This window comes from Nonomuraea sp. NPDC050663, assembly GCF_044456985.1.
Lineage (GTDB): Bacteria > Actinomycetota > Actinomycetes > Streptosporangiales > Streptosporangiaceae > Nonomuraea.
Genome location: NZ_JBITGL010000006.1, coordinates 185,517 through 209,474 on the forward strand (window position 1 = coordinate 185,517; position 23,958 = coordinate 209,474).

Here is a 23,958-nt window from a genome sequence, read left to right on the forward strand (position 1 = left end):
CATGCGGACGACGACAATGGGGACATGCGTGACCGCTCCTGGACGAACCTCTGCTTGATCTTTCTGCTGTGGCCGGTTCCCGCGTTCCTCGAGCGCGAGCCGGGTCCAACGGTGGCGGTGTTCGTCTTCGCGGGGATGATCGCCTTCGCCGTGCTGTACGTGCACACGACCTCGGCGCGGAGCCGGTGGTGGTCGCTGACCGCTCTCTACGGCGTGGCCGCCGCCCTCACCCCCGCCCTCGGCGACCTGTGGACCTTCGCCACGCTGTTCTTCCTCATCGCCGCCCTGTTCAGCACCCTCCCCCGCACGACCGCCCTGGTCCTCTGCGGCCTCACGATCACCGCCGCCTGTGCCGTACTCCCCCTGGCCACCGCCTGGTGGATCCCCCTGCAGGCGGTGGTCTTCACCGGCGCGATGGACGTGTTCGTCCGCCTCGAAGCCGCCAACCGGGCGCTCAAGGCCGCGCACGCCGAGACCGAGCGGCTCGCCGTCGACAACGAGCGGCTGCGCTTCTCGCGCGACCTGCACGACATCCTCGGCCACGCGCTGTCGGCCATGACACTCAAGAGCCAGCTGGCCGGACGCCTGGTCGACGCCGACCCCGCGCGGGCGCGCGCCGAGATCGGCGACGTCGAGGACCTGTCGCGGCAGGCGCTCGACGACGTGCGGGACGCGGTGGCGGGCTACCGGGCGCTGTCGCTGGACGGCGAGCTCGCGACCGCCCGGCGCACGCTGTCTGCGGCCGGGGTGACGCTGGACGTCGCCGCCGCCCCGATCCCGGCGGACGCCGGCTCGTTGCTGGCCTGGGTGGTGCGCGAGGGCACCACCAACGTCGTACGGCACAGCAGCGCGCGGTCGTGCCGCATCCACCTCGGCGTGGAGGACGGCCACGCCTTCGTGGAGGTCTCCGACGACGGTCCGGGCGCCGAAGAAGCCGGGGCCAACGGCGGCGGGCCGCCCGGGAGCGGGCTCCGCGGGCTGGCCGAGCGCCTGGAAGCCGCCGGAGGCACGATGCGGCGCGCCCGCGCCCCGGAGGGCGGCTTCCTGCTCAGAGCCGCGCTCCCGGTGGGGGCACCGCGATGACGCCGGCCCCGCCCGGCGACGCCCCTCCGATCCGCGTCCTGCTCGCCGACGACCAGCACCTCGTACGGCAGGCGATCGCCGCCCTGCTCAGCTTCGAGCCCGGCATCGAGGTCGTGGCCGAAGTCGACCGAGGCGACCTCGTCCTCGACGCCGTCGCCGGCACCCACCCCGACGTGGTCCTCCTCGACATCGACATGCCCGGCCGCGACGGCCTGACCGTGGCCGCCGATCTCAGGGAGCACCCCGCCCGGGTCCTGATCCTCACCACCTTCAGCCGCCCCGGCTACCTGCGCAGGGCGCTGTCGGCCGGAGCCGCCGGATTCGTCGCCAAGAACGCCCGCGCCGAGGACCTGGCCGCCGCCATCCGCCGCGTACGCGCGGGAGGCACCGTCGTCGACCCCCGCCTGGCCGCCGCCAGCCGCGAGCTCGGCGACAACCCCCTCACCGACCGGGAGTGCGACGTCCTGCGCGCCGCCGCCGAGGGCGGCACGATCGCCGACATCGCCCGCCGGTTGTTCCTGTCGGAGGGCACGGCCCGCAACTACCTGTCGTCGGCGATCGGCAAGACCGGCGCCCGCAACCGCGCGGAGGCGGGCCGCATCGCCGAGGAGCGCGGCTGGCTTTAGGACGTTCGTCACTACTGGCCCCAGCGGTTGATCACGATGCTGGGGCCATGGTCAAACGATGGATTCCCGTTCTCAGCCTGTTCCTCCTGGCTCCGCTCGTCGCCGAGTTCCTCCTGGGCAACCTGCCCGTCACGATGCTGATCGCCCTGATCTCCCTGGCGCCGCTGTACGGCGGCGGCGCCCTGCTGATCCGCGAGCTGTCGAGGCGCCTGCGGCTCGGCTGGACCGGCATCGCGCTGCTCGGCCTGGCCTTCGCGGTCGTCCAGGAGGCGTTCGTCACCGGCTCGCTGTTCGACCCGGGCTACGCCTCGATCCCCATGACCGACTACGCCTACCTCCCCGGGCTGGGGGTCAGCGCCTGGTGGACGGTGTTCGTCCTCACCCTGCACAGCGCGTGGAGCGTCTGCGCCCCGATCGCTGTCATCGAGGCCCTGTCGGGTTCCCGCGACCCCTGGCTCGGGCGCGCCGGGCTGGGCGCGGCGGCTGCCCTCTTCGCGGCCGGAATCGTCATGTCCCGCGCCTTCACCGCCTCCCCCCACCAGCCCTCCGCGACCCAGCTGATCGTCGCCGCGGCGAGCGTCGCCGTCCTCATCGGCGCCGCAGCGCTCCTCGGCCGCCGTCCCAGCCCGCCCGCACCCCGTAACACCCCAGCCCCGCTGGCCGTGGGCGCCTTCACCCTCACCACCGGCTCGCTCTTCTGGGCCATCACCCTCGTCGCCGGCCCGGCGCTGGCCTGGCCCACCGTGGCCGTCCACCTCGTGCTGGCCGGCGCCACCCTCTTCACCCTGCGGCGCTGGTCGGCCGGCGCGGGCTGGGACCGGCGCCACCTGCTCGCCGCCGCCGCGGGCGGGCTGCTCACCTACGCCTGGCACGGCTTCGCCCAGCCCCCCGCCGTCCCCACCCCGGCAGCCACGGATCTGGCCGGCGACCTGCTGTTCGCGGCGGCGACCGCGGGGCTGCTCGTGTTCGCCGCCGTACGGCTCGGCAGGGCGAGGAACACCTCACCCGCGTAGCCCCCCGCACCGCCCCTACCCGGGGGCGTCAGGGGCGGCCGAGTCCGGCATTTAGGGGGTGATCGCAGTAGCAGCCGCGCATTCCCGTGGGTTGGAATGAGGAACTGAATACAGCGGGCTCGTGGAGTTCGTCGGCCTTATTCGCCTGATTACCGAACCGCGCAATGATCATCCGTCGCCCATTCTTACAGCTCGTCTCTGAGGAGGAGAGTCCAATGAGTTTCGGAATAGCCGAATTCGGCTACGCGTTCGGCGAGACGCAGGAGGTCGCCACGGTCGCGGCCGACTACGTGCCGGATCCGGCGCGCATCATGAGGTGGGGTTACACCAGCTTCCACCGCGCGCCGAAGGATGTTCACGCCGTCCAGCTCGCCGCCCAGGCCGCCGAGGACGTCCTCAAACGGGCGGGCATGACGGCGGACGAGCTCGGCATGGTCGTGTACGCCTACTCGGACCAGCCGGAGTATCCGCACTGGGACTCCTCCGCGGCGCTGGCCCGTGAACTGCGCACTCCCCCGATCCAGACGCTCCTGCTAAGCGAAGGCTGCGCATCGGGCGTCACCGGCCTGGGATTGATCGCCGGCCAGCTGGCCATTCAGCCGGAGCTGGACAACATTCTCTTCGTCGCGGTCCACCGCACCAGCGAATTCCACCGCAATCGCATGACCGTCAACGATTCCGTGCACAGTGACGCGGCCGTGGCGCTCATTCTCAAGCGGGACCACCAGGAGAACCGGTGGCTGGCCACGTCCCAGATCACCGATCCCGATCTGTGCGACTTCTTCCGCAGCGATTACGGCGGAAGCATCGCCCCGCTCCCGCCACCCGACTGGGACAGCATGACCGCGCCGAACGGCCTGCTGCGCGTGCAGAACCATTTCGGCCGCGACCCCAGGCGGCTGGTGGCGTTCGTGGGCACCCTGGAGCAGCGTGTGGTCCAGGTCGTCGACGACGCCTGCCGGCGGGCCAAGGTGCAGCGCGGCGACCTGGCCCGGGTGATCTACATCAACGACAACCAGTCCTCCATGCAGGCGATCGCCAACGCCCTGCAGATCCCGGTCGAGCGCACCAACGCCGCGCTGGCCACCCTCCACGGGCACATGGGCGTCGCCGACCAGCTGATCTCGCTCGGCGAGCACCTGGAGCGGGGCGAGCTCCGCAAGGGCGACCTGGTCGCTCTGTGCGGCATCGCCAGCGGCATGCGCTGGCACTGCTCCCTCGTCCGGATCTGATGGGAGGCGAGGACACCATGAACGCCACCCAGCTGATCGAAGCGGTCCGCGCCTCCGTGGCCGAGGGCCGGGCGCCGGAGCCCGCCGTACGGCTCACCCTCGCCGTCGAACGGGACCCCACCCTGATGCGCAGGGCCGGCGCGGCGCTGAGGTCCCTGGACCCCGAAGCCCACGGCCTGCGTCCGGTACGGCTCGCGGTGCTGGGCACCGGGACCCTGGGCGCCCTGCCCGACCTGCTGCGCGCCGCCCTGGTCTCCTGCGGGCTCGCCCCGCGCATCCAGGTCGGCGACTACGGCCGGTTCGAGATGGAACTGGCCCTCGGCGCCTTCCAGCAGGACCAGCCAGACGCCGTGCTGTGCATGCTCTCGCAGGAGTTCTTCCTGCCCGCCGTCCACCAGGGCATGCCGGTCAAGGAGGTCGTCGCCCACATCGAGACCAGGCTGGACGAACTGCGCGGACTGCTCGCCGGAGCGGCCGGGCGCACCTCCGCCACCCTGGTGCTGAACACCGTGCCGTTGTCGCGCTCGGTGCGGGACTCCTTCATCGCGGTCCGCGACCGGGCCCTGCTGGCGCAGGCGTGGCACCGGCTCAACGGCGACCTGCTGGAGCTGGCCGCCACGGAGCCGCAGCTGGCCATCGTGGATCTGGCGGGACTGCTCGCCCTGGAGGCGACTCCCGCCCGGGACCGGCGGCTGCACTCCTACGCCGACCTGCCGTACACCGACGCCGCGCTGCTGCTTCTCGCCCAGGAGACCCGCCGGGTGCTGCAGGCACAGTGCGGGCTGTCCAGGAAGGTCCTGGCCCTGGACGCGGACAACACCCTGTGGGGCGGGATCCTCGGCGAGGCCGGAGCCCACGGCGTGCAGCTCGGCGGACTCTACCCCGGCAAGGCGTACAAGGAGCTCCAGCAGGCGGCCGGCGGCCTGCGCGAGCAAGGCGTGGTGCTGGTCCTGGCCAGCAAGAACGACGCCGCCCTGGTCGAGGAGATGCTCTCCGGCCACCCGGACGCCGTGCTGCGGCCGGACACGCTCTCCGTGCTCGCCGCGAACTGGAACCCGAAGGCGGACAACCTCTGCCAGGCCGCCGAGTCCCTGGGACTGGGCCTCGACTCCTTCGTCTTCATGGACGACTCCCCGTACGAGCGGGAGCACGTCACCGCCGAACTCCCCCAGGTGGCGGTCGTCTCCGCCGACGGCGACCCGGCCCACCTGGTGGAGCGGCTGCTGCAGCAGGGCTGGTTCGACGTGCCGGAACTGACGGCCACCGACCAGCAGCGGGCCGACCTCTACAGGTCACGGGCCCTGAGAAACGACTACTCGAAGGCGTTCAGCTCCTCGGAGGACTACCTCCAGGCCCTGGACATCAGCCTGACCGCTGCCCTGGCCACGCCGTTCACGACGGCTCGCATCGCCCAGCTGGCCGCCCGCACCAACCAGTTCAACCTCACCAACGTGCGATTCGACGCCAACGAGACGGGCGAGATGCTCGACTCCGCCGACCACCTGGTCGCCTCGTTCGCGGTGTCCGACCGGTTCGGCGACGAGGGCGTCGTCGGTGCCGCCTGGATGCGGTGCGAAGCCCACGAGTGGCGGGTGCTCAACCTGGTGCTCAGCTGCCGCGTCCTGGGCCGCGGCGTGGAACTGGCGATCACGGACTGGCTGTTCGACCGCGCGGCGCAAGCCGGCGCCACCCGCGTCACCGCCTCGTTCGTGCCGTCGGCCAAGAACACCGTCGCCGCCGACACATGGGAGCGGGCCGGCATGACACCGGTCTCCGAGCAGGAGGACGGCACGCGGACCTTCGCCGTCGACCTCGCCGGCCGTCCGCCCGTCACGCCCGCCTGGATCGTCGTCACCTCTCCCCTTCCCGCCTCCGACGAACAGGAGAACCTCACATGACGATCACCTCGGACCACATGGACGCCACGGCCACCACGGTCCTCGAGATCCTCAGCGGCGTCCTCGGCACCACACCGACCGAGCTCGCCGCGGAGCCGCTGCTGGGCACCTACAACTGGGACAGCGTGGCCACCCTGGAGGCGCTCGTCGCCCTCGAGAGCGCGTTCGGCATCGAGATCGACCTGCGCGCCCTGCACCACCAGCACACCGCCGGCGACCTCATCGAGCTGGTACGGGCGACGCGCGACTGCTGACGTCTCAGCACACGGGGAGTGGACGGGGACGGGGTTGCACGATCACGGGGAACGGGGCGCGCGGCCGGTTGTCTTCACGGCACGCGACATCACGGACACGACGACGTGTCCTCATCCGCCGAGCGGATGGGCGGCGGACCCACTCAGCGGTCGTCACCGCTGCCACGCAGCACACCGCGGCCCTGCCGGCCGGCCAGCTTGGCCAGGTTGGTCTTCGCGACCTCGTCCAGCGACAGGTCGAGGTAGTCCGCAAGCACCGCCACGTACCAGAGCACGTCACCCAGCTCCTTGGCGATACCGGCCCGGTCGATCCGCGACTCGTCGCTGTCGAGGTCACGAACCCACTTCTTGAACTTCTCGGCGATCTCACCTGACTCGCCCACCAGGCCGAGCACCAGGTGGAGGAGTTCGTTCTTCTTGTCGCGCGGAGCCGCGGTACGGAGGGCGGCGCGCTGATACTCATCCAGGTCCATGGCGGATCAGTATCGTCCCTTCCACCTGGCCGGGCTTCCGGCTGGCCGCGTGACTCGGACGGCGCCGGTATCGCACGGTCGCCGCGCCGTCTCCCGGCTCCAGCTCCTATGAGGGGAGCGTCGGCAGCTGAGCCGCCTGGATCCCAGGGGAGTGAGCCACCGCATCTGGCGGCCGCCCTCCTCCGGCGCGGCTCAGGCTGACCGCCGTTGCCATCGGCAGGCGACGGCGGGCAGCACATCGCACGGTCCAGACTCTGCGACCGTGGAGGTGCCCCCGAGATCCCCACCCACCGCCGTCGCCAACGGCGACAACCGGGGGTCCGGGGGCCGGAAGGCCCTCGGCTGGGGGTCTTGGGGGGCTGGGCCCCCCGATGAGGGGAGCCCGAGCCGCCGGCGCCGAAGGCGCACGACCCCGCGAGGCCCATGCCGTGCGGAGGGGAGAGCGTCAGACCAGGTCGAACCGGTCTGCGTTCATCACCTTGTTCCAAGCCGCCACGAAGTCCCTGACGAACTTCTCCTTGGCGTCATCGCTGGCGTACACCTCGGCCAGTGCCCGCAGCTCCGAGTTGGACCCGAAGACGAGGTCCACCCGGCTCCCGGTCCACTTGACCGTGCCGGTCGAGTCGACGCCCTCGAACAGGTTGGCGTCGCCGGTCGACTTCCAGGTGGTGCCGAGGTCGAGCAGGTTGACGAAGAAGTCGTTCGTCAGCGCCCCGGGCGTCTCGGTGAGCGCGCCCACGCGGGACTGCTGCGGGTTGGCGCCGAGGACGCGCAGGCCGCCGAGGAGGGCGGTCATCTCGGGGGCGCTGAGCCCGAGCAGGTTGGCCTTGTCGAGCAGGAGGTACTCGGCCGGGAGGCGGTTGCCCTTGCCGAGGTAGTTGCGGAAGCCGTCGGCGACCGGCTCCATGGCGGCGAACGACTCGGCGTCGGTCTGCTCCTGGCTGGCGTCGACGCGACCCTGGGTGAAGGGCACCTCGATGGTGTGGCCGGCGTTCCTGGCGGCCTGCTCGACGCCGGCCGCGCCCGCGAGGACGATGAGGTCGGCGAGGGAGATCTGGATGCCGGACGACTGCCGGACGCCTTCGAGGGTGCGCAGGACGACGGCGAGCTGGTCGGGCTCGTTGACCTCCCAGCCGGCCTGCGGCTGCAGGCGGATGCGGGCGCCGTTGGCTCCGCCGCGCTTGTCGCTGTCGCGGTAGGTGGAGGCGGAGGCCCAGGCGGTGGAGACGAGCTGGGAGACGGTGAGGCCGGTCTCCAGGATCGCGGCCTTGAGGGCGGCGATGTCGCCGTCGGACAGCGCCGGCGCGGTGGCGGCGGGCAGCGGGTCCTGCCAGAGCTGGACCTCGGCGGGGACCTCGGGGCCGAGGTAGCGCACGACGGGGCCCATGTCGCGGTGGGTGAGCTTGAACCAGGCCTTGGCGAAGGCCTCGGTGAGCTCCTCGGGGTGCTCCAGCCAGCGGCGGGTGATCTGCTCGTAGACCGGGTCGAACCGCATCGACAGGTCGGTGGTGAGCATGGTCGGGTGGGTGCGCTTGGCGGGGTCGTGCGCGTCGGGCACGAGATCGGCCGCGGCGCCGTCCTTCGGGCGCCACTGGTTGGCTCCGGCGGGGCTCTGGAAGAGCTCCCACTCGTAGCCGTAGAGGATCTCGAGGAAGCGGTTGTCCCACGCGGTGGGCGTGTCGGTCCAGATGCCCTCGAGGCCGGAGGTGATGGTGTCGGCGCCCTTGCCGGTGCCGTGCGTGTTGGCCCAGCCCAGGCCCTGGGCCTCGATGGGGGCGCCCTCGGGGTCGGCGCCGACGTTGGAGGCGGGGCCGGCGCCGTGGGTCTTGCCGAAGGCGTGGCCGCCGATGATGAGGGCGGCGGTCTCCTCGTCGTTCATCGCCATGCGGCGGAAGGTCTCGCGGATGTCGCGGGCGGCGGCCAGCGGGTCGGGGTTGCCGTTGGGGCCTTCGGGGTTGACGTAGATGAGGCCCATCTGGACGGCGGCGAGGGGGTTCTCCAGCTCGCGGTCGCCGGTGTAGCGCTGGTCGTCGAGCCAGGCGGTCTCGGGGCCCCAGTAGACGTCCTCGTCGGCCTCCCACACGTCGGCGCGGCCGCCGGCGAAGCCGAAGGTCTTGAAGCCCATGGACTCCAGGGCGACGTTGCCGGTGAGGATCATGAGGTCGGCCCAGGAGATCTGCTGGCCGTACTTCTTCTTGACCGGCCAGAGCAGGCGGCGGGCCTTATCGAGGTTGCCGTTGTCGGGCCAGCTGTTGAGCGGGGCGAAGCGCTGCTGGCCGGCGCCGGCGCCGCCGCGGCCGTCCCAGATGCGGTAGGTGCCGGCGCTGTGCCACGCCATGCGGATCATGAACGGGCCGTAGTGGCCGAAGTCGGCGGGCCACCAGTCCTGTGAGGTGGTGATCACGTCGAGGATGTCGCGCTTGACGGCGTCGAGGTCGAGGGAGTTGAACGCCTCGGCGTAGTCGAAGTCGTCGCCGAGCGGGTTGGCGACCGCGGGGTTCTTGGCGAGGATCTTCAGGTTGAGCCGGTCCGGCCACCACTGGCGGTTGCCACCGCCCTGGGTCGGGTGCGGCGCCCGCTCGTGCGCGACGGGGCACTTGCCTTCGGTGACGATCGGGTCGTGGTTCTCGGACATGGGGATCCTTCCGGACAGGGCTCAGGAACGTGAACAGGCGGGGCACAGCCCCCAGAAGACGACCTCGGCCTCGTCGATGCGGAAGCCGTGGTCGTCGGAGGCGTCGAGGCAGGGCGCGTGGCCGACGGCGCAGTCGACGTCGGCCACGGTGCCGCAGGAGCGGCAGACCACGTGGTGGTGGTTGTCGCCCACCCGCCCCTCGTAGAGGGCGGGGCTGCCGGCGGGCTCGATGCGGCGGACGAGCCCGGCGGCGGTCAACGCGTTGAGAGCTTCGTAGACGGCCTGGACGGAGATGTGGCCGACGCGGTCTCGCACCCGGGAGGCGATCATCTCGACTCCGAGGTGGTCACCGCCGCGGACGGTCTCCAGCAGCGCCACTCGGGCCGCCGTGACCCGAAGGCCCGCGCCGCGCAGTTCCTCTGCGGGGGTCGGGGTCGCGCTCATGGCCTGAACGTATCATAAACACGATTCGTTTAAGTTAACGATGGACCTAGGTTTGTGAGCGGGCGACGACGACCATCACGCGGCTGGCCGGCGTCACCGGCCCGCCCCTGAAGTCACCATGGAGCCGCTCGACCTCGAACCCGGCCCCTTCCAGGAACTCCCGCAGCTCGGGCTCGTCGAAGAAGCGCAGCACGCCCCGATCGACCCGCTCCGCCGTACCGTCGGCCTCGCTGGTCGTCTCGGTCATCGTCACCACGCCGTCGACGGCCGACTCCACGGAGTGGGAGACACGCAGCCTGCGCCCGGTCCCGTCGACGACCTCCTCGGCGTTGCCCGAATGCCACTCCTTCCACTCCTCTGACTGGATGTGGCGGGTCTCGAAGGCCAGGCGCCCGCCCGGCTCGAGCGCGCCGTGGATCGCCGACAGCGAGGCCCGCACCTCGTCGTCGGCGATCAGGCACATGAAGGCGTTGCTGGTCATCGTCACCAGCTCGAACTCCCCGCGCCATGCGGTGGCCTCGGCGGCGACACCGTCGACCCACTCGATGTCGTCGCGCCGCCTGGCCAGCTCCATCGCGTGCCGGTCGGGGTCGATGCCGACGAGGCGCCCCGCGTGGCCGCGCCGCCTGGCGTCGTGGAGCATGGCGCCGGTTCCGCATCCGACGTCGAGCACGGAGCGGGCGTCCATGACCATCGCGGTGTAGTGGGCGGAGTCGGCCCTACGATCGGTGTCCCACGGGTTGAGCACGTCGTACAGGGCGGCGACATCCGCGTCAGAGATCATGCGGCGGATTATTCGAGCCGCATCGGGCCGAATCAACCTGTTATCGCACCCCGCGCGGGCGGAACTGGATGCTGATGCGGGGCCCGACCGTGCCCGTGGCCTTCGGCACGGCGTGTTCCCAGGTGCGCTGGCAGCTGCCGCCCATGACGATCAGGTCGCCGTGCCCGAGGTCGTAGCGCAGCGAGGCGCCGCCGCCGCGCGGGCGCAGGGCGAGGGTGCGAGGCGTGCCGACGGAGACGATGGCGACCATGGTGTCGTCGGTGGCGCCCCGGCCGATGGTGTCGCCGTGCCAGGCGACGCTGTCGCGCCCGTCGCGGTAGAAGCACAGCCCGACGGTGGCGAACGGCTCGCCCAGCTCGGGCAGGTAGTGGCGGGTCAGCCGCGCCCGCGCCTCCTCCAGCGCGGGATGCGGCAGCGTCTCGCGCTCGTCGTAGAACTTCAGCAGGCGCGGCACGTCGACGACCTTGTCGTACATGCGCCGGCGCTCGGCCTTCCACGGGACCCCGGTGACGAGCCGGTCTAACAGGGCGTCGGCGCCCGACATCCAGCCGGGGCACAGGTCGATCCACGCCCCGTGGTCGAGGACCGTGCGTCGTACGGCGGAGCCGAGCGGCCCCGGCGCGGTCGGCGAGTCGAGATCGAGCAGCGAAGCCTGGAACATGACTCGATTATACGTTCGATATGGCTCCCGGGGCCAGCCGTGTGCAAGGCTGTGACCTGCCGGGTTTCCCTGTCCGCACCCAGCGGGGACATCCCACCTAAAAGGAGCACCATCATGCTCACCACCGCATATGTGCCGGGCGCGCCCAACTGGATCGACCTCGAGAGCCCCGATCTTCAGGCCTCGACGGCCTTCTACACCGCCGTGCTCGGCTGGACCTTCACGCCGCTCGACGACTCCTACGGCCTCTTCCTCGTCCGCGACACGATGGTCGCCGCCGTGGGGGCGCCCGCCGGGGCGTCGGCGCGTCCGGCGTGGATGCCGCACTTCGCCACGCAGGACGTCGCGGCGACCACCAAGGCCGTGGAGCACGCGGGCGGGGTCGTGCGCGTACCGCGCACCCCGATCCAGGACGGCTTCATGGCGCACTACACCGATCCGAGCGGGGCGGAGTTCGCCGTGCTGCAGCCCGGGCCGATGGGCGCGCTCGGGGCGGTCTCCGAGCCGGGAGCGCTGAGCTGGCTGGAGTTGTACGTGGCCAACCCGCGGGCGATCCGGCCGTTCTACCGCTCGGTGTTCGACTGGCGGTTCGACGACATGCTCATGGGCGACGACGTCTACACGGTCATCAGCACCGCGACCGGCGACGACGCCTCCATCGCCGGTCTGGGCCCGCTGCCCGACGGCGGCAGGGCGCACTGGCAGGCCTACTTCGAGGTGGTCGACTGCGACGCCACCGTGGCCAGGGCGCAGGAGCTGGGAGGCACCATCACCATGCCCGCGACCAGCGTCGAGACGGTCGGGCGTTTCGCCATGCTCCGTGATCCCCACGGGGCCCGGTTCGCGGTGATCACCAGCGAGGAGGCCCCCGCCGCGTAGCAGAACATTCGTTCATGTAACGTCTCACCCGTGTTAGGACGTTACATGGCCGGCGCGGTCGCCGCGCGGACGGGTAACGAGATGGCCGGACCGGCCCTGCTCGTCCTCGGCCTCGCGGTGACCGACTCGGCGGTGGTCGCCTCCTCCCTCCTGTCCGGCCTCACGATCTCCGCCGCCGTCGGCGGACCCCTGCTGGGCGTGCTGCTCGACCGGGCCAGACGGCCCGGGCTGCTACTGGCCGCGAGCATCGGCGGGTACGCGGCGGGGCTGGCGCTGATCATCGCGGGTGTCGGGCGGGCGCCGCACGTCCTGCTGGTGGCGCTGGCCGTCCTGGCGGGGCTGCTGGGTCCGGCGCTGGCGGGCGGGTGGACGGCGCAGCTGCCGCTGGTGTCACCGCCCGAGCGACTGCCGCGCTCCAACGCCCTCGACGCGATGACCTACAACGTCGCGGGGCTGGCCGGGCCCGCGGTGGTGGGGGTGATCACCATGGCCGCCGGCGCGCTCGCCGCGGCGCTCGCGTCAGTGGCGCTGGTGCTGGCGTCGACCGGCGCCGCCTGGATGCTGCCACGCAAGGACACCAAGCAGTCAAAGGACACCAAGCACACAAAGGACCCCGAGAGCGCAGAGGACCCCGAGAGCGCAAGGGACCCCGAGGCCATCGACGCCGAGGTCGCCGACGCTGGGGCGGCCGACAGGGCGGATGCGGCCCAGCCCCGTAGTCTGCGCGCCGAGCTGACCGCCGGTTTCGCGGCGATCGCCCGCAAGGGCAGCCTGCGCCGCGCGACCGTCACCTCGATGATCACCATGGTCGGCGTGGCGATGCTCGTCGTGGCCGCGCCGCTGCTGGGCGAGGAGCTGACCGGCGAGGTCGGCTACGGCGCGATGTTGCTGGCCGTCGTCGCGGTAGCGGGCCTGGCCGCCAACGCCGTCCTGGCCAGGATCACCTTCGACCCCGACCGCATGCTGCTGGGCAGCACGCTGGTGATCGCTCTGTCGCTCGCGCTGGCCGCCGCGGCCGACTCCTACTGGGTGGCAGTCGTGGCCGCCGTCGTGGCGGGCGTGGGCGAGGGCCCGCAGCTGACGGCCCTGTTCGCCGTACGGCACCGCGAGGCGCCCGGCCGGTTGCGCAGCCAGATCTTCACCACCGGCGCCAGCCTGAAGATCACCTCGTTCGCCATCGGCTCGGCCCTGGCCGGCCCGCTGGTCGACGTGTCGCCGGGCACGGCGCTGCTGGCCGGGGCGGGGATCATGGTCCTGGCAGCGCTCGCCTACGCGCTCCTGTCACGGCCGTGAGGCCGCCCGGTGCGCGGCGACCCGCTCCCGTGTCGCGCACCGGCTGCTGCAGTAGCGCCGCGCGCTGCCGCCGCCCAGGTCCACGTACGGCAGGCGGCACCCGGCCGAGGCGCACAATCCGCCGGGCAGCCGCTGATGCTCGGACAGCAGCAGCGCCAGCGCCATCGCCGACGACGACAGGAACCACTGCCCCCATCCCGCGTCCTCGGCGTCGACGTGCACGTGCCAGCCGCTGGTGCCGCCGTGGTCGGTCAGGCGGGGCGGCCTGGCGCATCCTGCCAGCAGGTCGTTGAGCAGCTCCGCCGCCTCGTCGAGCCGGGAGGCGGCGAAGATCGCCAGGAGCCGCCGGGCGGCCTCGCGCATCTCCGCCAGGTCGCCCGGGGTGATCAGGATCGGGGCCGCCTCGCCGTACCTGATCAGGGTCTCCTCGACCCGGGCCGGGTCGTCGTCCCCCAGGAGTGCCCGGCACAGGTCGGCGGCCCTGGATGCCATGACTCTCGTCGAGTGAACCTGCACGCGGCCAGCCTAGGCTCAGCCCCCGCAGGCGGCGAAGACGTAGCTGTCGGCGAGCACCTCGTAGCGGTCACGGATCTTGACGGCGCCGGAGACGACGTCGATCTGCACGATCGTCATCCGGGTCGGCCTGGTCTCGCGGTACTCCTCCAGGTGGAGGGTCACCTGGCTGGGCCCGGTCCAGTCGATCATGTGCACGCCCCCGGCGGGGAGCTTGACCTTGACGCGGCTGGTGATCTTCTCCACGCGCATGTCGTAGAGCACGAGTTCGGGCTTGGCGCCCGCGACCAGGTTGGCGACGGTCTTGCCGTCGTCGGCCAGGGCGTGGGGGCCGTTGGCCGAGACCAGCTGGGGCGGGGTGGCGCGGTCGATCAGGGCGCCGGTGTCGGTGTAGGCGCCCAGGTCGAAGGTGCCCTCGTCGCCGTCGTTCGTGGTCAGCACCTCGTCGCCGTCGCCGCTGAAGTCGGCGAAGTTCTCGGCGGCGGGGATGGTGCCGACACGCGCGCCGGTGGCGGTGTCGAAGACGCGGACGGGCCTGCGGTCGCCGCCGGACTGCATCGCCGCGAGCCTGCGGCCGTCGTCGGACAGGACGAGCGTGATGTTGTACTGCGCGACCGGCGGCAGCGCGTTCTTGGGCAGCACGGTGACGCCGCCGCCGAGCGTGCGGATCGCCAGGCGCCCCTGGCGGTTGAAGTAGGCGACCTTGCTCCCGTCGCCGCTCACCGAGATCGGCGCGGCCTGGTAGATCGAGGACGTGCCCTTGGCGGTGAGCGCCACGACCTGGGCGTCCTTGAGCAGTTGGACGCTGCCGTCGTGCAGGGCCAGCCGCCAGAACCCACACGGCCTGCGCGTGCCGTCGGCGGCCGCGCAGGCCTTGACCGAGGCGTAGCGGATCGCGTGGTGGGAGCTGTGGTCGTTCGCTGCGGGCTGGGCCACCGCGGCCGCCGCGGCCGGCGTGCCGAGCAGGGCCAGGCCCAGGACGGCCACGGCCATCGTCTTGGTGTTCATCTCATTCCCCCGGAAGTGCCCACGTGTAGGAGTGCTTGCTGATGGTGAAGCGCCGGCTGCCTTCGACGGCGCCCGAGTCGACGTCGAGGGTGAGCACCCGGATCTTCACCGGGGCTCCCTCGCCGCCCTCGCTCACGTGCGCGACGAGCTTGCCGTCGGCGGTCCAGTGCACGTGGGACGGGGTCTGCGACGGCAGGAGCGGCAGCTTCACCGGGGCCGTCAGGTGCTCGCCGACCAGGTCGTACAGGCGCAGCCGGGGCGGCAGCTTCTTGTCCTCGTTGCCGGCGACGACCACCGCGAGGGTGCGGCCGTCGGCGGCCAGGGCGCGGGCGTAGGCGCCGGCGACCACCTGGGGCGGGGTCGTGGCGAGCACTCCCCCTCCGAGCCGGTGACCGTACAGCTTGACGACGTTGTCGTTGCGGTAGCGGCCGGCGAGCACCTCGTCGCCGTCGGCGCTGAAGCCCTCGGGGTCCTGGTCGGCCGGGAGTTCGACGGTCTTGCCCGTGGCGACCGTGAGCACCCTGGTCGGGGTGGGGTCGCCTTCGAGGCCGACGCTCACCATGACCCTGTCGCCCTTGGGCGACAACCACACGCCCACGTTCTCGGTGCCCACGCCTTTGGGCACGAGCGAGGCGGGCAGCGCGCGGGCGGTTCCCCCGGCCGCCCTGCGCACCATGAGCCGGTGGTCGCCGTCGCGCTCGTAGAGCACCCAGCGGCCGTCGGCGCTGATGGACAGGCGCGACTGCCAGTCGGACCTGCCGCCGTTCTGGGTGGTGGCGCGGGGCGCGGCGTCGGTCAGCTCACGCGTGGTGCCGTCGCCGAGCATCAGCCGCCACCTGCCGCACGGCTCGGCGTAGCCGCCGCCGCCGACCTCGCAGCCCTTCATCCAGGCCGCCGTGGCCGTCGGTTGTGCTCCGGCGTGAGCGGGCGCCGCCCCCACCCACCCGATCGCCGCGGCGGCCAGTGCCGCGGCGGCCCATGAGGTGTGCCTCATCGGTGTGTCTCCCCCTGTTCGGTGCCTTCTTCACGAAGTAGGACACCCCAGGGGCACTACCGGTTGATCACAGGTCAATCACGACATTTCACAGCAGGCGGCGACCGGCGAAACCCAGCTCGGTTCTGTGGTACCAGACCAATTCGTTCTCGCCCTCGATCCAGCACAGCCGCACCGAGACGCCGTCGATCAGGGCGGGGAAGTCGAGCAGCACCGGGGCGATGCCCTTGATCTCGAAGCCCTGGCCGGTCCAGTCGCTGAGGATCTCCTGGATGCGCGCCTCGACCGCCTTGATCTCGGCCAGGCCGCCCAGCGGCGAGGCGCCGAGCGCCTCGCGGTCGAAGGTCATCTCCGCCAGGTCGGCGCGCATGCCGACCAGCGCCTCGGCCTGCGCCAGCACCCCCGGCAGCAGCTCGCGCACCTCGTCGACGGAGAAGAGCCTGCTCATGAACAGAACGTTATCCGGTCGGCTCGTAGGCGCGCAGGAGCATCTGCTCCGCTTCGTCCAGATAGGACTCCAGGTATCTGGCGGCGGCCTGGCCCTCGCCCGCCTCGATGAGCGCCATCAGCTCCCGGTTACGCGCGACGAAGGGCTCGTGGAAGGAGCGCGGGTTCTTCATGACGTGGAAGACGAGCCTCAGCTCGGCCAGCAGGTGGCGCATCGACTCGTCGAGGCGCGGGCTCTGGTTGAGCGTCACCAGCGCCTGATGGAAGCGGCTGTTGGCGGTGCCGACGGCCTTCCAGTCGTCCTGCGCGGCGGCGCGCTCGGCGTCGGCCACCGCCTCCTTGATGGAGGCGAGCACGGCGGGCGGCGCCTCCTTGCTGCGCCGTACCGCGGCCACCTCGATCACCCGGCGCACGCGGTAGAGGTCGGCCACGTCCTCGGCCGACAGCACGCGCACGAAGACGCCCCGGTTGCGGCGATGCTCCAGCAGCCGCTCGTGGCCGAGGAGGCGGAAGGCCTCCCTGAGGGTGTTGCGCGAGATCGCGAGCTGGTCGGCGATCTCGGTTTCCAGCAGCTGCGTGCCGGGCTCGTCCACGCCCTCGATGATGCGTTCCCGCAGCAGGTCGGCGACCTCTTCCGCGACGCTGACGCGGCCGATGCGGGTGCGGGCGTGAGCAAGACTGATGACGACGTCGTCCACATCTGCCATGAAATCAGTGAACAAACCCCTTGTCGAGTTGTTCAACAATCCTTAGCGTGAGGTTGTGTGACCCCCCTCACCTAGGAGCATGCTCATGCACCAGACGCGGCGCGTGATCGTCGCCAGCCTCATCGGCACGTCGCTGGAGTGGTACGACTTCTTCCTCTACAGCACCGCCGCGACGCTGGTCTTCGGCAAGGTGTTCTTCCCTAACTTCGACCCGCTCAACGCCACCCTGCTGGCCTTCACCACCAACGCGGTCGCCTTCGTCGCCCGCCCGCTGGGCGGCATCGTCTTCGGCCACTTCGGCGACCGGGTCGGACGCAAGACCGTCCTGGTCGTGACCCTGCTGGTGATGGGCATCGCGACCTTCCTCATCGGTTTGGTGCCCACCTACGCCACCATCGGCGTCGCCGCGCCGATCCTGCTGGCCACCCTCCGATTCGTACAGGGGCTCGGACTGGGCGGCGAGTGGGGCGGCGCGGTGCTGATGTCCATCGAGCACGGCTCGGACAAGAAGCGGGGCTTCAACGCCTCCTGGCCGCAGGTCGGGGTGCCCGCGGGCAACCTGCTGGCCGCGGGGCTGCTCGGCCTGATGTCGCTGGTGCTGTCCGACGAGGCCTTCCTCAGCTGGGGCTGGCGCATCCCGTTCCTGCTGTCCGGCCTGCTGGTCGTGGTGGGCCTGTGGATCCGCCTGAAGATCACCGAGTCTCCGCTGTTCGAGGAGGTCGAGGCGCGCGGCGCCAAGGCGCAGATGCCGCTGCTGGAGGTGCTGCGCACCCACCCGCGCGCGCTGCTGTCGGCCTTCACCGCCCGCATCGGCGTCGACGTGGCGTTCTACACCTTCACCACGTACATGCTGCTCTACATCACCCAGAACCTCGGGCTCGAGCGGCAACTCGGCCTCAACGCCGTCCTGATCGGCTCGGCCTTCCAGCTCGCGCTGATCCCGCTGTTCGGCGCGATGTCCGACCGGTACGGCAGGCGGCCGGTCTACCTGGGCGGCGTCATCGCGGCGGCGGTGTGGGTGTTCGCCTTCTTCCCGCTGCTCGACAGCAAATCGTTCGTGATCATCGCGCTGGCCTCGGTGGTGGCGCTGGCCACCCATGCCGCCATGTACGGCCCGCAGGCCGCCTTCATCGCCGAGCTGTTCAGCACCCGGCTGCGTTACAGCGGAGCCTCGATGGGCTACCAGCTGGCCGGCATCGCCGGTGGCGCGCTGGCGCCGATCATCGCGCTGAAGCTGCTCGACATCTACGGCACGTCGACGGCGGTGTCGATCTACGTGGTGGCCGCGCTGGCCGTCACCGCCTTCGGCCTGGCCATCGCGCCGGAGACACGCGACCTGGACCTGTCCACGCCGGACCCGAAGCAGCCCGTGCCGTAACCAGACCGCCGCGAAAGGGGTGGGCGGTGGCTGCCACCGCCGCCCACCCGCACGGGACCCCCCTAGACGGGCACCTTGGCCTCGGCCCGCCACCTGCCGCGGAAGGCCGCGATGGAGACCAGGAAGACCACCTGCCCCGCCATCGCGATGAACAGCCAGGTCGCCCAGCCCGAGGTCTCGGCCACCTGGGTGGCGGTGACGAGCAGCACCACCACCATGATCCGCACGACCATGCCCCACATGCCCAGGGCCGCCCCCTGCAGCCGGGGGTCGACGTCCTCGGCGTCCTCGGAGAAGCCCGCCATCCACGGCACGTAGGCCAGCCCCAGGAAGACGAAGAGCAGCGCGTAGACGAACGCGATGTGCACCGCGCCGGGGCGGTCGCCGACGAGGCTGATGAAGTAGGCCAGCGTCGCGATGGTCAGGGCGGTGCCCGCGGCGATGAACGGTTTGCGCAGCTGCAGCCGGTCGGAGACGCGTCCCACGACGACGACCACGAGGGCGTTGAGGATGAGCCCGATGGCCACCACCAGGTTGGCCTCGGCGGGACTCAGCCCGAAGGCCGTGGTCAGGATGGTCTGGCCGAAGATGGCGAAGGTCCAGTAGAGGATCTGCCAGCCGGTGTTGCCCAGCACGTGCGCCCACAGGTGCGGGTGGCGCAGCAGCTCGCGGGCCTTGCCCGGGTCGATCTTCTCCTCGGCGCTGACGGCGGCCTCCGCGGTGAGCACCTGGGCGCGCAGGGCGGCGCTGGGCTCGGCGATCTGCCAGATGATGACCGCGCACATGATGAGCGACAGGATGCCCATGATGATCGCCTGCGACTGCCAGGCGTTGTCGAAGAGCGGCAGGGTGAGCCCGGCGATGCCGGAGGCCAGGAAGCCGGCGCCGACCGGGCCCCAGGTCCAGAAGCCGAAGGCCTGGGCGCGGCCCATGCGCGGGGAGAAGTCGCGCACCAGGCTCGCGGTGATGGTGATGCCGGCGCCCTCGATGAACAACATCAGGCACCGCACCGCGAACAGCTGCCCCGTCGTCTCGACGAGGGCGAGCAGGAAGTTGCACCCGGCGGTGACGGTCAGGGTGGGGACCAGGATGGTCACCCGTCCCCAGCGGTCCGACAGGACCCCGCCGAAGCCCGCCGAGATGCCGGCGACGAGCACCGAGGCGGCGGCGATGAGCCCGTAGGTGCCCAGCGACATCTGCAGGTCGGTCATGAGCAGCGGGAGGATGGTGGCCAGGGTGGTCTCGAAGTTGGCCACGAGGCTGGCCAGGACGGCGATCGAGAGCAACCAGACGCGCCGCCGCCCGACCGGGTAGACGCTCAGCTCACGGACATAGAACGGCTTGCGCATCCGCCCTCCCCCAGAACTCATTTCTAGAGCACGATTCCGTTCTGGTCCTCCGAGGTCAACGGGGCGTCTGATCACGATGTGATGTCGATCACACCCGTGTTGTGCTTGTGATTGGTTTCGAGCACAGGGAGTGCCAAATGGTCATAAAATGCGGGCCTGTGAGCGAGCTTGTCGAGGGATCCAGCCTGCCGAACCGCACCGCCCTGCCCACGCGCCAGAGAGCGCCCAGGCCCGGCGGCGGAAGGCACCGTGCTCCCGTACCCACCAGCCTGCCTTCGGACGCCCCGATCCTCGTGCTGGTGGTGTCGGGCCAGACCGACGGCGCGCCGTCCGAGATCGCCTCCGTCGTGCAGGTCGACAACCCCCAGATCGAAGTGCGCCTGGCCTCCACCGGCTCGCTGGCCGGGGCACTGCCCGAGGACCGGGCCGCGGTGATCGTCCCGCTGCTCACCTGGCCGGACCCCGCCGTCCTCGGCGAGATCGGCAAGACCGTCGCCGCCACCGGGGGCGACGCCGTGATCACCGAGCCGCTCGGGCCGCACCCGCTGCTGGCCGAGGCCCTGCACATCCGCCTGGCCGAGCGCGGGCTGGCCCGCGCCGACCGGGTGCGCCTGATCAACATCGCGAGCCCGGTCGACGCGATCATCGTGGGCGTCAGCGGCGGCGCCGCCGCCGTGCAGGCCGCCCAGCCGACCGCCGTCCTGCTGGCCTCACGCCTGACCCTGCCGGTCGTCGCCGCCTGCCTGGACGGCGAGCCGGGACTGGAGGCCGCGGCCACCCGGCTGCGCGCCGCGGGGGCGCAGCGGCTGGCCGTCGCGCCCTGCATCATCGGACACGAGATGTCGGCCGTGGCACTGGCCGACGCGGCCGGGGCCGTCGAGGCCGGCTGCGCCGCCCCGCTGGGCGCGCACAGCCTGCTGGCGGACCTTGTCGCGCGAGCTTACGGGAGTCAACTCGCGACTTGACAGCTATTGTCAAGATCATATGGATAGGTTTACGTTTGCCCCATGCGTTGCGTACAGGTCACCGGCGCCCAGCTCGGCCTGCGTGAGGTCACGCCGGCCGATGTCGCCGACCTGCACGCGATCTACGGCAACCCGGCCGCCACCGAGCACCTGCCGTTCAACCCGCGCACGCCCGACGAGGTCTCGTCGATGATCGCCGAGGCCCGCAAGGAGGCCGACGCCGAGCCGCGACGCCTCTACCTGCTGGCCGTCACCGAGCCGCAGGACGACAAGGTGATCGGGGTCGCCAGGCTGCACATCGAGGCCGACCACCCGCACAGCGCCGAGATCGGGCTCGGGTTGCGGCCCGACCTGTGGGGGCGCGGGCTCGGGACCGACCTCGTCCGGCTCATCCTCGGGTTCGGCTTCCGGCAGCTGCGGCTGCACCGGATCTGGGGCGCCCGCTCGCCCGCCAACGTGCCGGCGCAGCTGGCCATGCTGGTGGCGGGCATGGTGGAGGAAGGGCGGGTGCGCCACCACGTGCTCACGCCGACCGGGTACCGCGACTCGATCGTACACTCGGCGATCTCCGACGAGTGGCTGGGCGAGCAGGGCCAACGCTGACCCGGCCGCCTGACGCGACGGGCCGCCGGACGCGGGTTCGCCCAGACCAGGCCGCCACGACGACCGCCGGACGCCGGCTCGCCCAGGCCAGCCCGTCACCACGAGCGCCGGGCACGGGTTCGCCCAGGCCAGGCCGCCACCTCGACCGCCGGGCACGGGTTCGCCCAGGCCAGGCCGCCACCTCGACCGCCGGGCACGGGCCCGGGCCTAACGGGGCCAGGTCGCGACGCCCGCTTACAGATACGCCCGGGCCGCCGTCACCAGGTCGGCCGGGGCGTCGGTGGTGTCGATGAACAGCGCTCCCTCCGGGGTGCGCTCCCGCACGTCGCGGTCGCGGATGGCGAAGACCGCCGGGGCGGGCCCGGCGAGCTCGCCGAAGCGCGCGGTGACCGCCGCCACCACGGCGCGCCGCACGTCGGCCACCACCTCCCGGACGCTGTGGTCCTCCCCCGCGGCGACCACGTAGCCGAGCATCGCGGCGAAGCGCGCCTCGGTGTCGGAGGCGGGCAGCTGGCCGGGCAGCACGGGCCGGTCGAGCCAGAAGACCCTGCCCGCCAGGAAGCCGTCGTAGCGCCTGCCGTCGCGCTCGAGCGAGCGGGCGGCGGTCGTGACGATCTCCCCGAACTCCGCCAGGTCGGCCCGGGACGGCAGGTCGGTGGTGACGAACAGCGGCACGATGAGCGAGTCGAGCATGCGCGCCATGTTAGGGGCGGCCACCGACATTTATCGGCCTGAGTGGGTAGCTGGAACGGCATGTTGTACGGAAAGGAACACGTCAAGCGTTACCAGGAGACCGGCGGCGCCGAAGGCCACGACTGGAACGGCGCCACGGTCCTGCTCCTGACCACCACCGGCCGCCGTTCCGGCGAGCCGTACACCACTCCGGTCATCTACCAGCGCGACGGCGACGTCCACGTGGTGGTCGCCTCCAACGGCGGCGAGCCGAAGGATCCCGACTGGTATCTCAACCTGCTGGCCGACCCGGACGCGGAGATCCAGGTCGGCCCCGACAGGCACCGGGTCACCGCCCGTACGGCGGAGCCGGAGGAGAAGCCGCAGCTGTGGGGCCTGATGACGCGCATCTGGCCCGACTACGACGCCTACCAGGGCAAGACCGACCGGGAGATTCCCGTGGTCGTGCTGGAGCCTAGAAGGTGATCAGCGGATCGCCCACCAGGTCGGCGACGAAGTTGACGAAGAAGAAGCCGAAGAACAGGAAGTTGAGCACGAGCACCACGTAGTGCCACGGCCTGGGCCGCGCCGGTCTGGGCAGCTTGCGGTTGAGGTAGATGAGCAGGAACGGATAGATCAGCGCGCCCAGGTTCGACATGTTCGCCGACCAGTTGACCAGGTTCTGCGGCAGCGTCAGGTGGATCGCGATCGAGATGATCACGAGCAGCACCAGCATGAACGGGTAGTAGAACTTGCGCGGGTCGCCCTCGATGAGCCTCCTCAGCCGTGGGCTGGTGGCGTGCGAGGCGTCGGTGGTGACGCGCACCATCGCCTCGAAGATGCCGAGCTGGGTGGAGAAGAGGATCAGCACGCCCATGACGAGCGCCAGGTAGAACATCGGCCTGCCGTACTCCGCGTCCAGGGCGCTGGCCACGAAGGTGGGCACGTTGGCGTCGGTGGGCTTCTCGCCGCTGAGCCGTACGGCCTGGGCCATCAGGATGACCGGCAGCAGCATGCCGAAGATCGCGCCGAAGAAGAAGACGCCCCACATGTCGACCATGAGCAGCCGGTACCAGCGTTTCCACAGCGCCTGGTTCTTGGGGTCGTCGGGGAAGGTGACGCCGCTGGCCAGGAGCTCGCGCCGCTCGCCGCGCAGGCCGGACAGGTAGCCGGCCCTGAAGCCCATGCCGTAGCCCTTGTCGCGGTAGTGGCCGAGGATGTACCAGTTCAGCCCCGAGGCCAGGGCGGTGAATCCGGCCAGGGCGCCGATCTGGGTCGCGGTGATGCCCGCCGGTGGCATGGCCGGGGTGAAGAAGCTCCTGATGCCCTCCCACCACAGGTCGAAGGGGACCACGAACAGGTCGATGATCAGCAGCGCGACCAGGATGGTGCCGACCATGACCCAGTTGGCCAGCTCCAGCGCCCGGCTGATCCGTCGGGCGAGCGCGGTGATGAGGAAGACCAGCACCAGCAGGGCGATGGCCCAAAGGCGCGGCTCCTCGGCCCCGCGCGGCGGCACCACGCCGTGCACCAGCGCGTAGACGCCCTGGCCCGCGGATGCGGCCCAGCCGCCCGCGATGAAGGCGAACAGGACGATCACCACCGAGAGCGGGACCCAGAGCTTCCAGCCCGGCGGCACCCGCCCCCAGCCGACGACCGGGGTCTCGCCGGTGGCCAGCACGTAGCGGGCGCACTCGACGTTGTAGAAGGTCTGCAGCAGCGCCGAGACCAGGATGACCCAGCCGACGCCGATGAATCCGAACTCCCCGACACTGCGCGGGCCGATCAGCCATTCGCCGCTGCCGATCGAGATGCCCAGCGCGATCAGGCTCGGGCCGACGGCGTACTTGAACAGTTCCTTGGGGCCGATCCTGGCGACCTTGAAGACCTCTTCAGGGGTGGGCAGATCGACGATTTCGAGATCTGGGCGGCTGACTCCGAGTTTGTAGGCCATGGCACGCCTCCTCCGGATTTCAGCGTGATCCTCCGCAAATGAGGGAGCAAGACCCATTTCTGATGGAGGATCGGAACCCCGGCTCGGCCGCCA

Annotated in this window: 25 protein-coding genes; 12 read left to right on the plus strand and 13 right to left on the minus strand. The window is 71.2% G+C overall.

Annotation, left to right across the window (positions count from 1 at the left end):
- Positions 1–24: 24 nt before the first annotated feature.
- The 6 genes from ACIBH1_RS21140 (at position 25) to ACIBH1_RS21165 (ending at position 6,106) form a co-directional block, all read left to right on the plus strand.
- Positions 25–1,083 (plus strand): sensor histidine kinase, encoded by a 1,059-nt coding sequence (locus ACIBH1_RS21140; RefSeq protein WP_397315516.1) that lies wholly within the window; start codon positions 25–27, stop codon positions 1,081–1,083.
- Entirely contained in the window at positions 1,080–1,709 is a 630-nt protein-coding gene (locus tag ACIBH1_RS21145; RefSeq protein ID WP_397315517.1) for a response regulator, read from the plus strand. Before ACIBH1_RS21140 ends, ACIBH1_RS21145 begins: the two co-directional genes overlap by 4 nt.
- A gap of 47 nt (positions 1,710–1,756) precedes the next feature.
- Complete coding sequence (locus ACIBH1_RS21150) at positions 1,757–2,722, plus strand: hypothetical protein (RefSeq protein ID WP_397315518.1); 966 nt, start codon at positions 1,757–1,759, stop codon at positions 2,720–2,722.
- A 215-nt stretch (positions 2,723–2,937) separates the two neighbouring features.
- Positions 2,938–3,954 carry a 3-oxoacyl-ACP synthase III family protein gene (locus ACIBH1_RS21155; protein WP_397315519.1) on the plus strand — a complete coding sequence of 339 codons (1,017 nt, stop codon included), beginning with the start codon at positions 2,938–2,940 and terminating at the stop codon, positions 3,952–3,954.
- A gap of 17 nt (positions 3,955–3,971) precedes the next feature.
- Positions 3,972–5,852: an HAD-IIIC family phosphatase gene (locus ACIBH1_RS21160; RefSeq protein WP_397315520.1), complete on the plus strand. Its 1,881-nt coding sequence runs from the start codon at positions 3,972–3,974 to the stop codon at positions 5,850–5,852.
- Positions 5,849–6,106, plus strand: coding sequence for an acyl carrier protein (locus ACIBH1_RS21165; RefSeq protein WP_397315521.1), 258 nt, complete (start codon positions 5,849–5,851; stop codon positions 6,104–6,106). Before ACIBH1_RS21160 ends, ACIBH1_RS21165 begins: the two co-directional genes overlap by 4 nt.
- Before the next feature lie 143 nt (positions 6,107–6,249).
- Here ACIBH1_RS21165 and ACIBH1_RS21170 read toward each other — a convergent pair whose 3' ends face one another.
- The 5 genes from ACIBH1_RS21170 to ACIBH1_RS21190 all read right to left on the minus strand — a co-directional run bounded on the left by ACIBH1_RS21170 (position 6,250) and on the right by ACIBH1_RS21190 (position 11,103).
- Entirely contained in the window at positions 6,250–6,579 is a 330-nt protein-coding gene (locus ACIBH1_RS21170; protein ID WP_397315522.1) for a nucleoside triphosphate pyrophosphohydrolase family protein, read from the minus strand.
- Positions 6,580–7,024: 445 nt separating this feature from the next.
- A complete protein-coding gene (katG, locus tag ACIBH1_RS21175; protein WP_397315523.1) occupies positions 7,025–9,214 on the minus strand; it encodes a catalase/peroxidase HPI in 2,190 nt (729 codons plus the stop codon).
- A gap of 21 nt (positions 9,215–9,235) precedes the next feature.
- Positions 9,236–9,658: a Fur family transcriptional regulator gene (locus tag ACIBH1_RS21180; RefSeq protein WP_397315524.1), complete on the minus strand. Its 423-nt coding sequence runs from the start codon at positions 9,656–9,658 to the stop codon at positions 9,236–9,238.
- Positions 9,659–9,704: 46 nt separating this feature from the next.
- The gene (locus tag ACIBH1_RS21185) at positions 9,705–10,442 is read right to left on the minus strand and encodes a class I SAM-dependent methyltransferase (protein WP_397315525.1); all 738 of its coding nucleotides are present in this window, start codon (positions 10,440–10,442) and stop codon (positions 9,705–9,707) included.
- A gap of 40 nt (positions 10,443–10,482) precedes the next feature.
- Positions 10,483–11,103 carry an alpha-ketoglutarate-dependent dioxygenase AlkB gene (locus ACIBH1_RS21190; protein ID WP_397315526.1) on the minus strand — a complete coding sequence of 207 codons (621 nt, stop codon included), beginning with the start codon at positions 11,101–11,103 and terminating at the stop codon, positions 10,483–10,485.
- A gap of 114 nt (positions 11,104–11,217) precedes the next feature.
- Between ACIBH1_RS21190 and ACIBH1_RS21195 the strand changes: the two genes are divergently transcribed.
- Together ACIBH1_RS21195 and ACIBH1_RS21200 are read left to right on the plus strand one after the other, a co-directional pair.
- A complete protein-coding gene (locus ACIBH1_RS21195) occupies positions 11,218–11,982 on the plus strand; it encodes a VOC family protein (protein WP_397315527.1) in 765 nt (254 codons plus the stop codon).
- Positions 11,983–12,012: 30 nt separating this feature from the next.
- A complete protein-coding gene (locus ACIBH1_RS21200; RefSeq protein ID WP_397315528.1) occupies positions 12,013–13,275 on the plus strand; it encodes an MFS transporter in 1,263 nt (420 codons plus the stop codon).
- Here ACIBH1_RS21200 and ACIBH1_RS21205 read toward each other — a convergent pair.
- The 5 genes from ACIBH1_RS21205 to ACIBH1_RS21225 form a co-directional block, all read right to left on the minus strand.
- Complete coding sequence (locus tag ACIBH1_RS21205) at positions 13,264–13,767, minus strand: CGNR zinc finger domain-containing protein (RefSeq protein ID WP_397315529.1); 504 nt, start codon at positions 13,765–13,767, stop codon at positions 13,264–13,266. The two genes, ACIBH1_RS21200 and ACIBH1_RS21205, sit on opposite strands and share 12 nt — an antisense overlap.
- Before the next feature lie 39 nt (positions 13,768–13,806).
- On the minus strand, positions 13,807–14,796 hold the full coding sequence (locus tag ACIBH1_RS21210) for a hypothetical protein (RefSeq protein WP_397315530.1): 990 nt from the start codon (positions 14,794–14,796) through the stop codon (positions 13,807–13,809).
- Position 14,797: 1 nt separating this feature from the next.
- Positions 14,798–15,790 carry a TolB family protein gene (locus ACIBH1_RS21215; RefSeq protein ID WP_397315531.1) on the minus strand — a complete coding sequence of 331 codons (993 nt, stop codon included), beginning with the start codon at positions 15,788–15,790 and terminating at the stop codon, positions 14,798–14,800.
- 88 nt (positions 15,791–15,878) lie between these two features.
- Positions 15,879–16,238 carry a DUF2203 domain-containing protein gene (locus tag ACIBH1_RS21220; RefSeq protein WP_397315532.1) on the minus strand — a complete coding sequence of 120 codons (360 nt, stop codon included), beginning with the start codon at positions 16,236–16,238 and terminating at the stop codon, positions 15,879–15,881.
- A gap of 10 nt (positions 16,239–16,248) precedes the next feature.
- Entirely contained in the window at positions 16,249–16,944 is a 696-nt protein-coding gene (locus ACIBH1_RS21225) for a GntR family transcriptional regulator (protein ID WP_397315533.1), read from the minus strand.
- Between the two features lie 85 nt (positions 16,945–17,029).
- On the opposite strand from ACIBH1_RS21225, the gene ACIBH1_RS21230 reads away from it, so the two are divergent.
- Positions 17,030–18,322: an MFS transporter gene (locus ACIBH1_RS21230; RefSeq protein WP_397315534.1), complete on the plus strand. Its 1,293-nt coding sequence runs from the start codon at positions 17,030–17,032 to the stop codon at positions 18,320–18,322.
- Between the two features lie 62 nt (positions 18,323–18,384).
- On the opposite strand, the gene ACIBH1_RS21235 is transcribed toward ACIBH1_RS21230, so the two are convergent.
- A complete protein-coding gene (locus ACIBH1_RS21235) occupies positions 18,385–19,671 on the minus strand; it encodes an MFS transporter (RefSeq protein WP_397315535.1) in 1,287 nt (428 codons plus the stop codon).
- A 158-nt stretch (positions 19,672–19,829) separates the two neighbouring features.
- Here ACIBH1_RS21235 and ACIBH1_RS21240 point away from each other — a divergent pair, with 158 nt between their 5' ends.
- Together ACIBH1_RS21240 and ACIBH1_RS21245 are read left to right on the plus strand one after the other, a co-directional pair.
- Positions 19,830–20,636 carry a sirohydrochlorin chelatase gene (locus ACIBH1_RS21240; protein ID WP_397315536.1) on the plus strand — a complete coding sequence of 269 codons (807 nt, stop codon included), beginning with the start codon at positions 19,830–19,832 and terminating at the stop codon, positions 20,634–20,636.
- 42 nt (positions 20,637–20,678) lie between these two features.
- Entirely contained in the window at positions 20,679–21,239 is a 561-nt protein-coding gene (locus tag ACIBH1_RS21245) for a GNAT family N-acetyltransferase (protein ID WP_397315537.1), read from the plus strand.
- Between the two features lie 234 nt (positions 21,240–21,473).
- On the opposite strand, the gene ACIBH1_RS21250 is transcribed toward ACIBH1_RS21245, so the two are convergent.
- On the minus strand, positions 21,474–21,932 hold the full coding sequence (locus tag ACIBH1_RS21250; protein ID WP_397315538.1) for a hypothetical protein: 459 nt from the start codon (positions 21,930–21,932) through the stop codon (positions 21,474–21,476).
- Positions 21,933–21,992: 60 nt separating this feature from the next.
- Here ACIBH1_RS21250 and ACIBH1_RS21255 point away from each other — a divergent pair, with 60 nt between their 5' ends.
- Positions 21,993–22,397 carry a nitroreductase family deazaflavin-dependent oxidoreductase gene (locus tag ACIBH1_RS21255; protein ID WP_397315539.1) on the plus strand — a complete coding sequence of 135 codons (405 nt, stop codon included), beginning with the start codon at positions 21,993–21,995 and terminating at the stop codon, positions 22,395–22,397.
- On the opposite strand, the gene ACIBH1_RS21260 is transcribed toward ACIBH1_RS21255, so the two are convergent.
- Positions 22,387–23,865 carry an Nramp family divalent metal transporter gene (locus ACIBH1_RS21260; protein WP_397315540.1) on the minus strand — a complete coding sequence of 493 codons (1,479 nt, stop codon included), beginning with the start codon at positions 23,863–23,865 and terminating at the stop codon, positions 22,387–22,389. The genes ACIBH1_RS21255 and ACIBH1_RS21260 overlap by 11 nt on opposite strands.
- Positions 23,866–23,958: the final 93 nt, after the last annotated feature.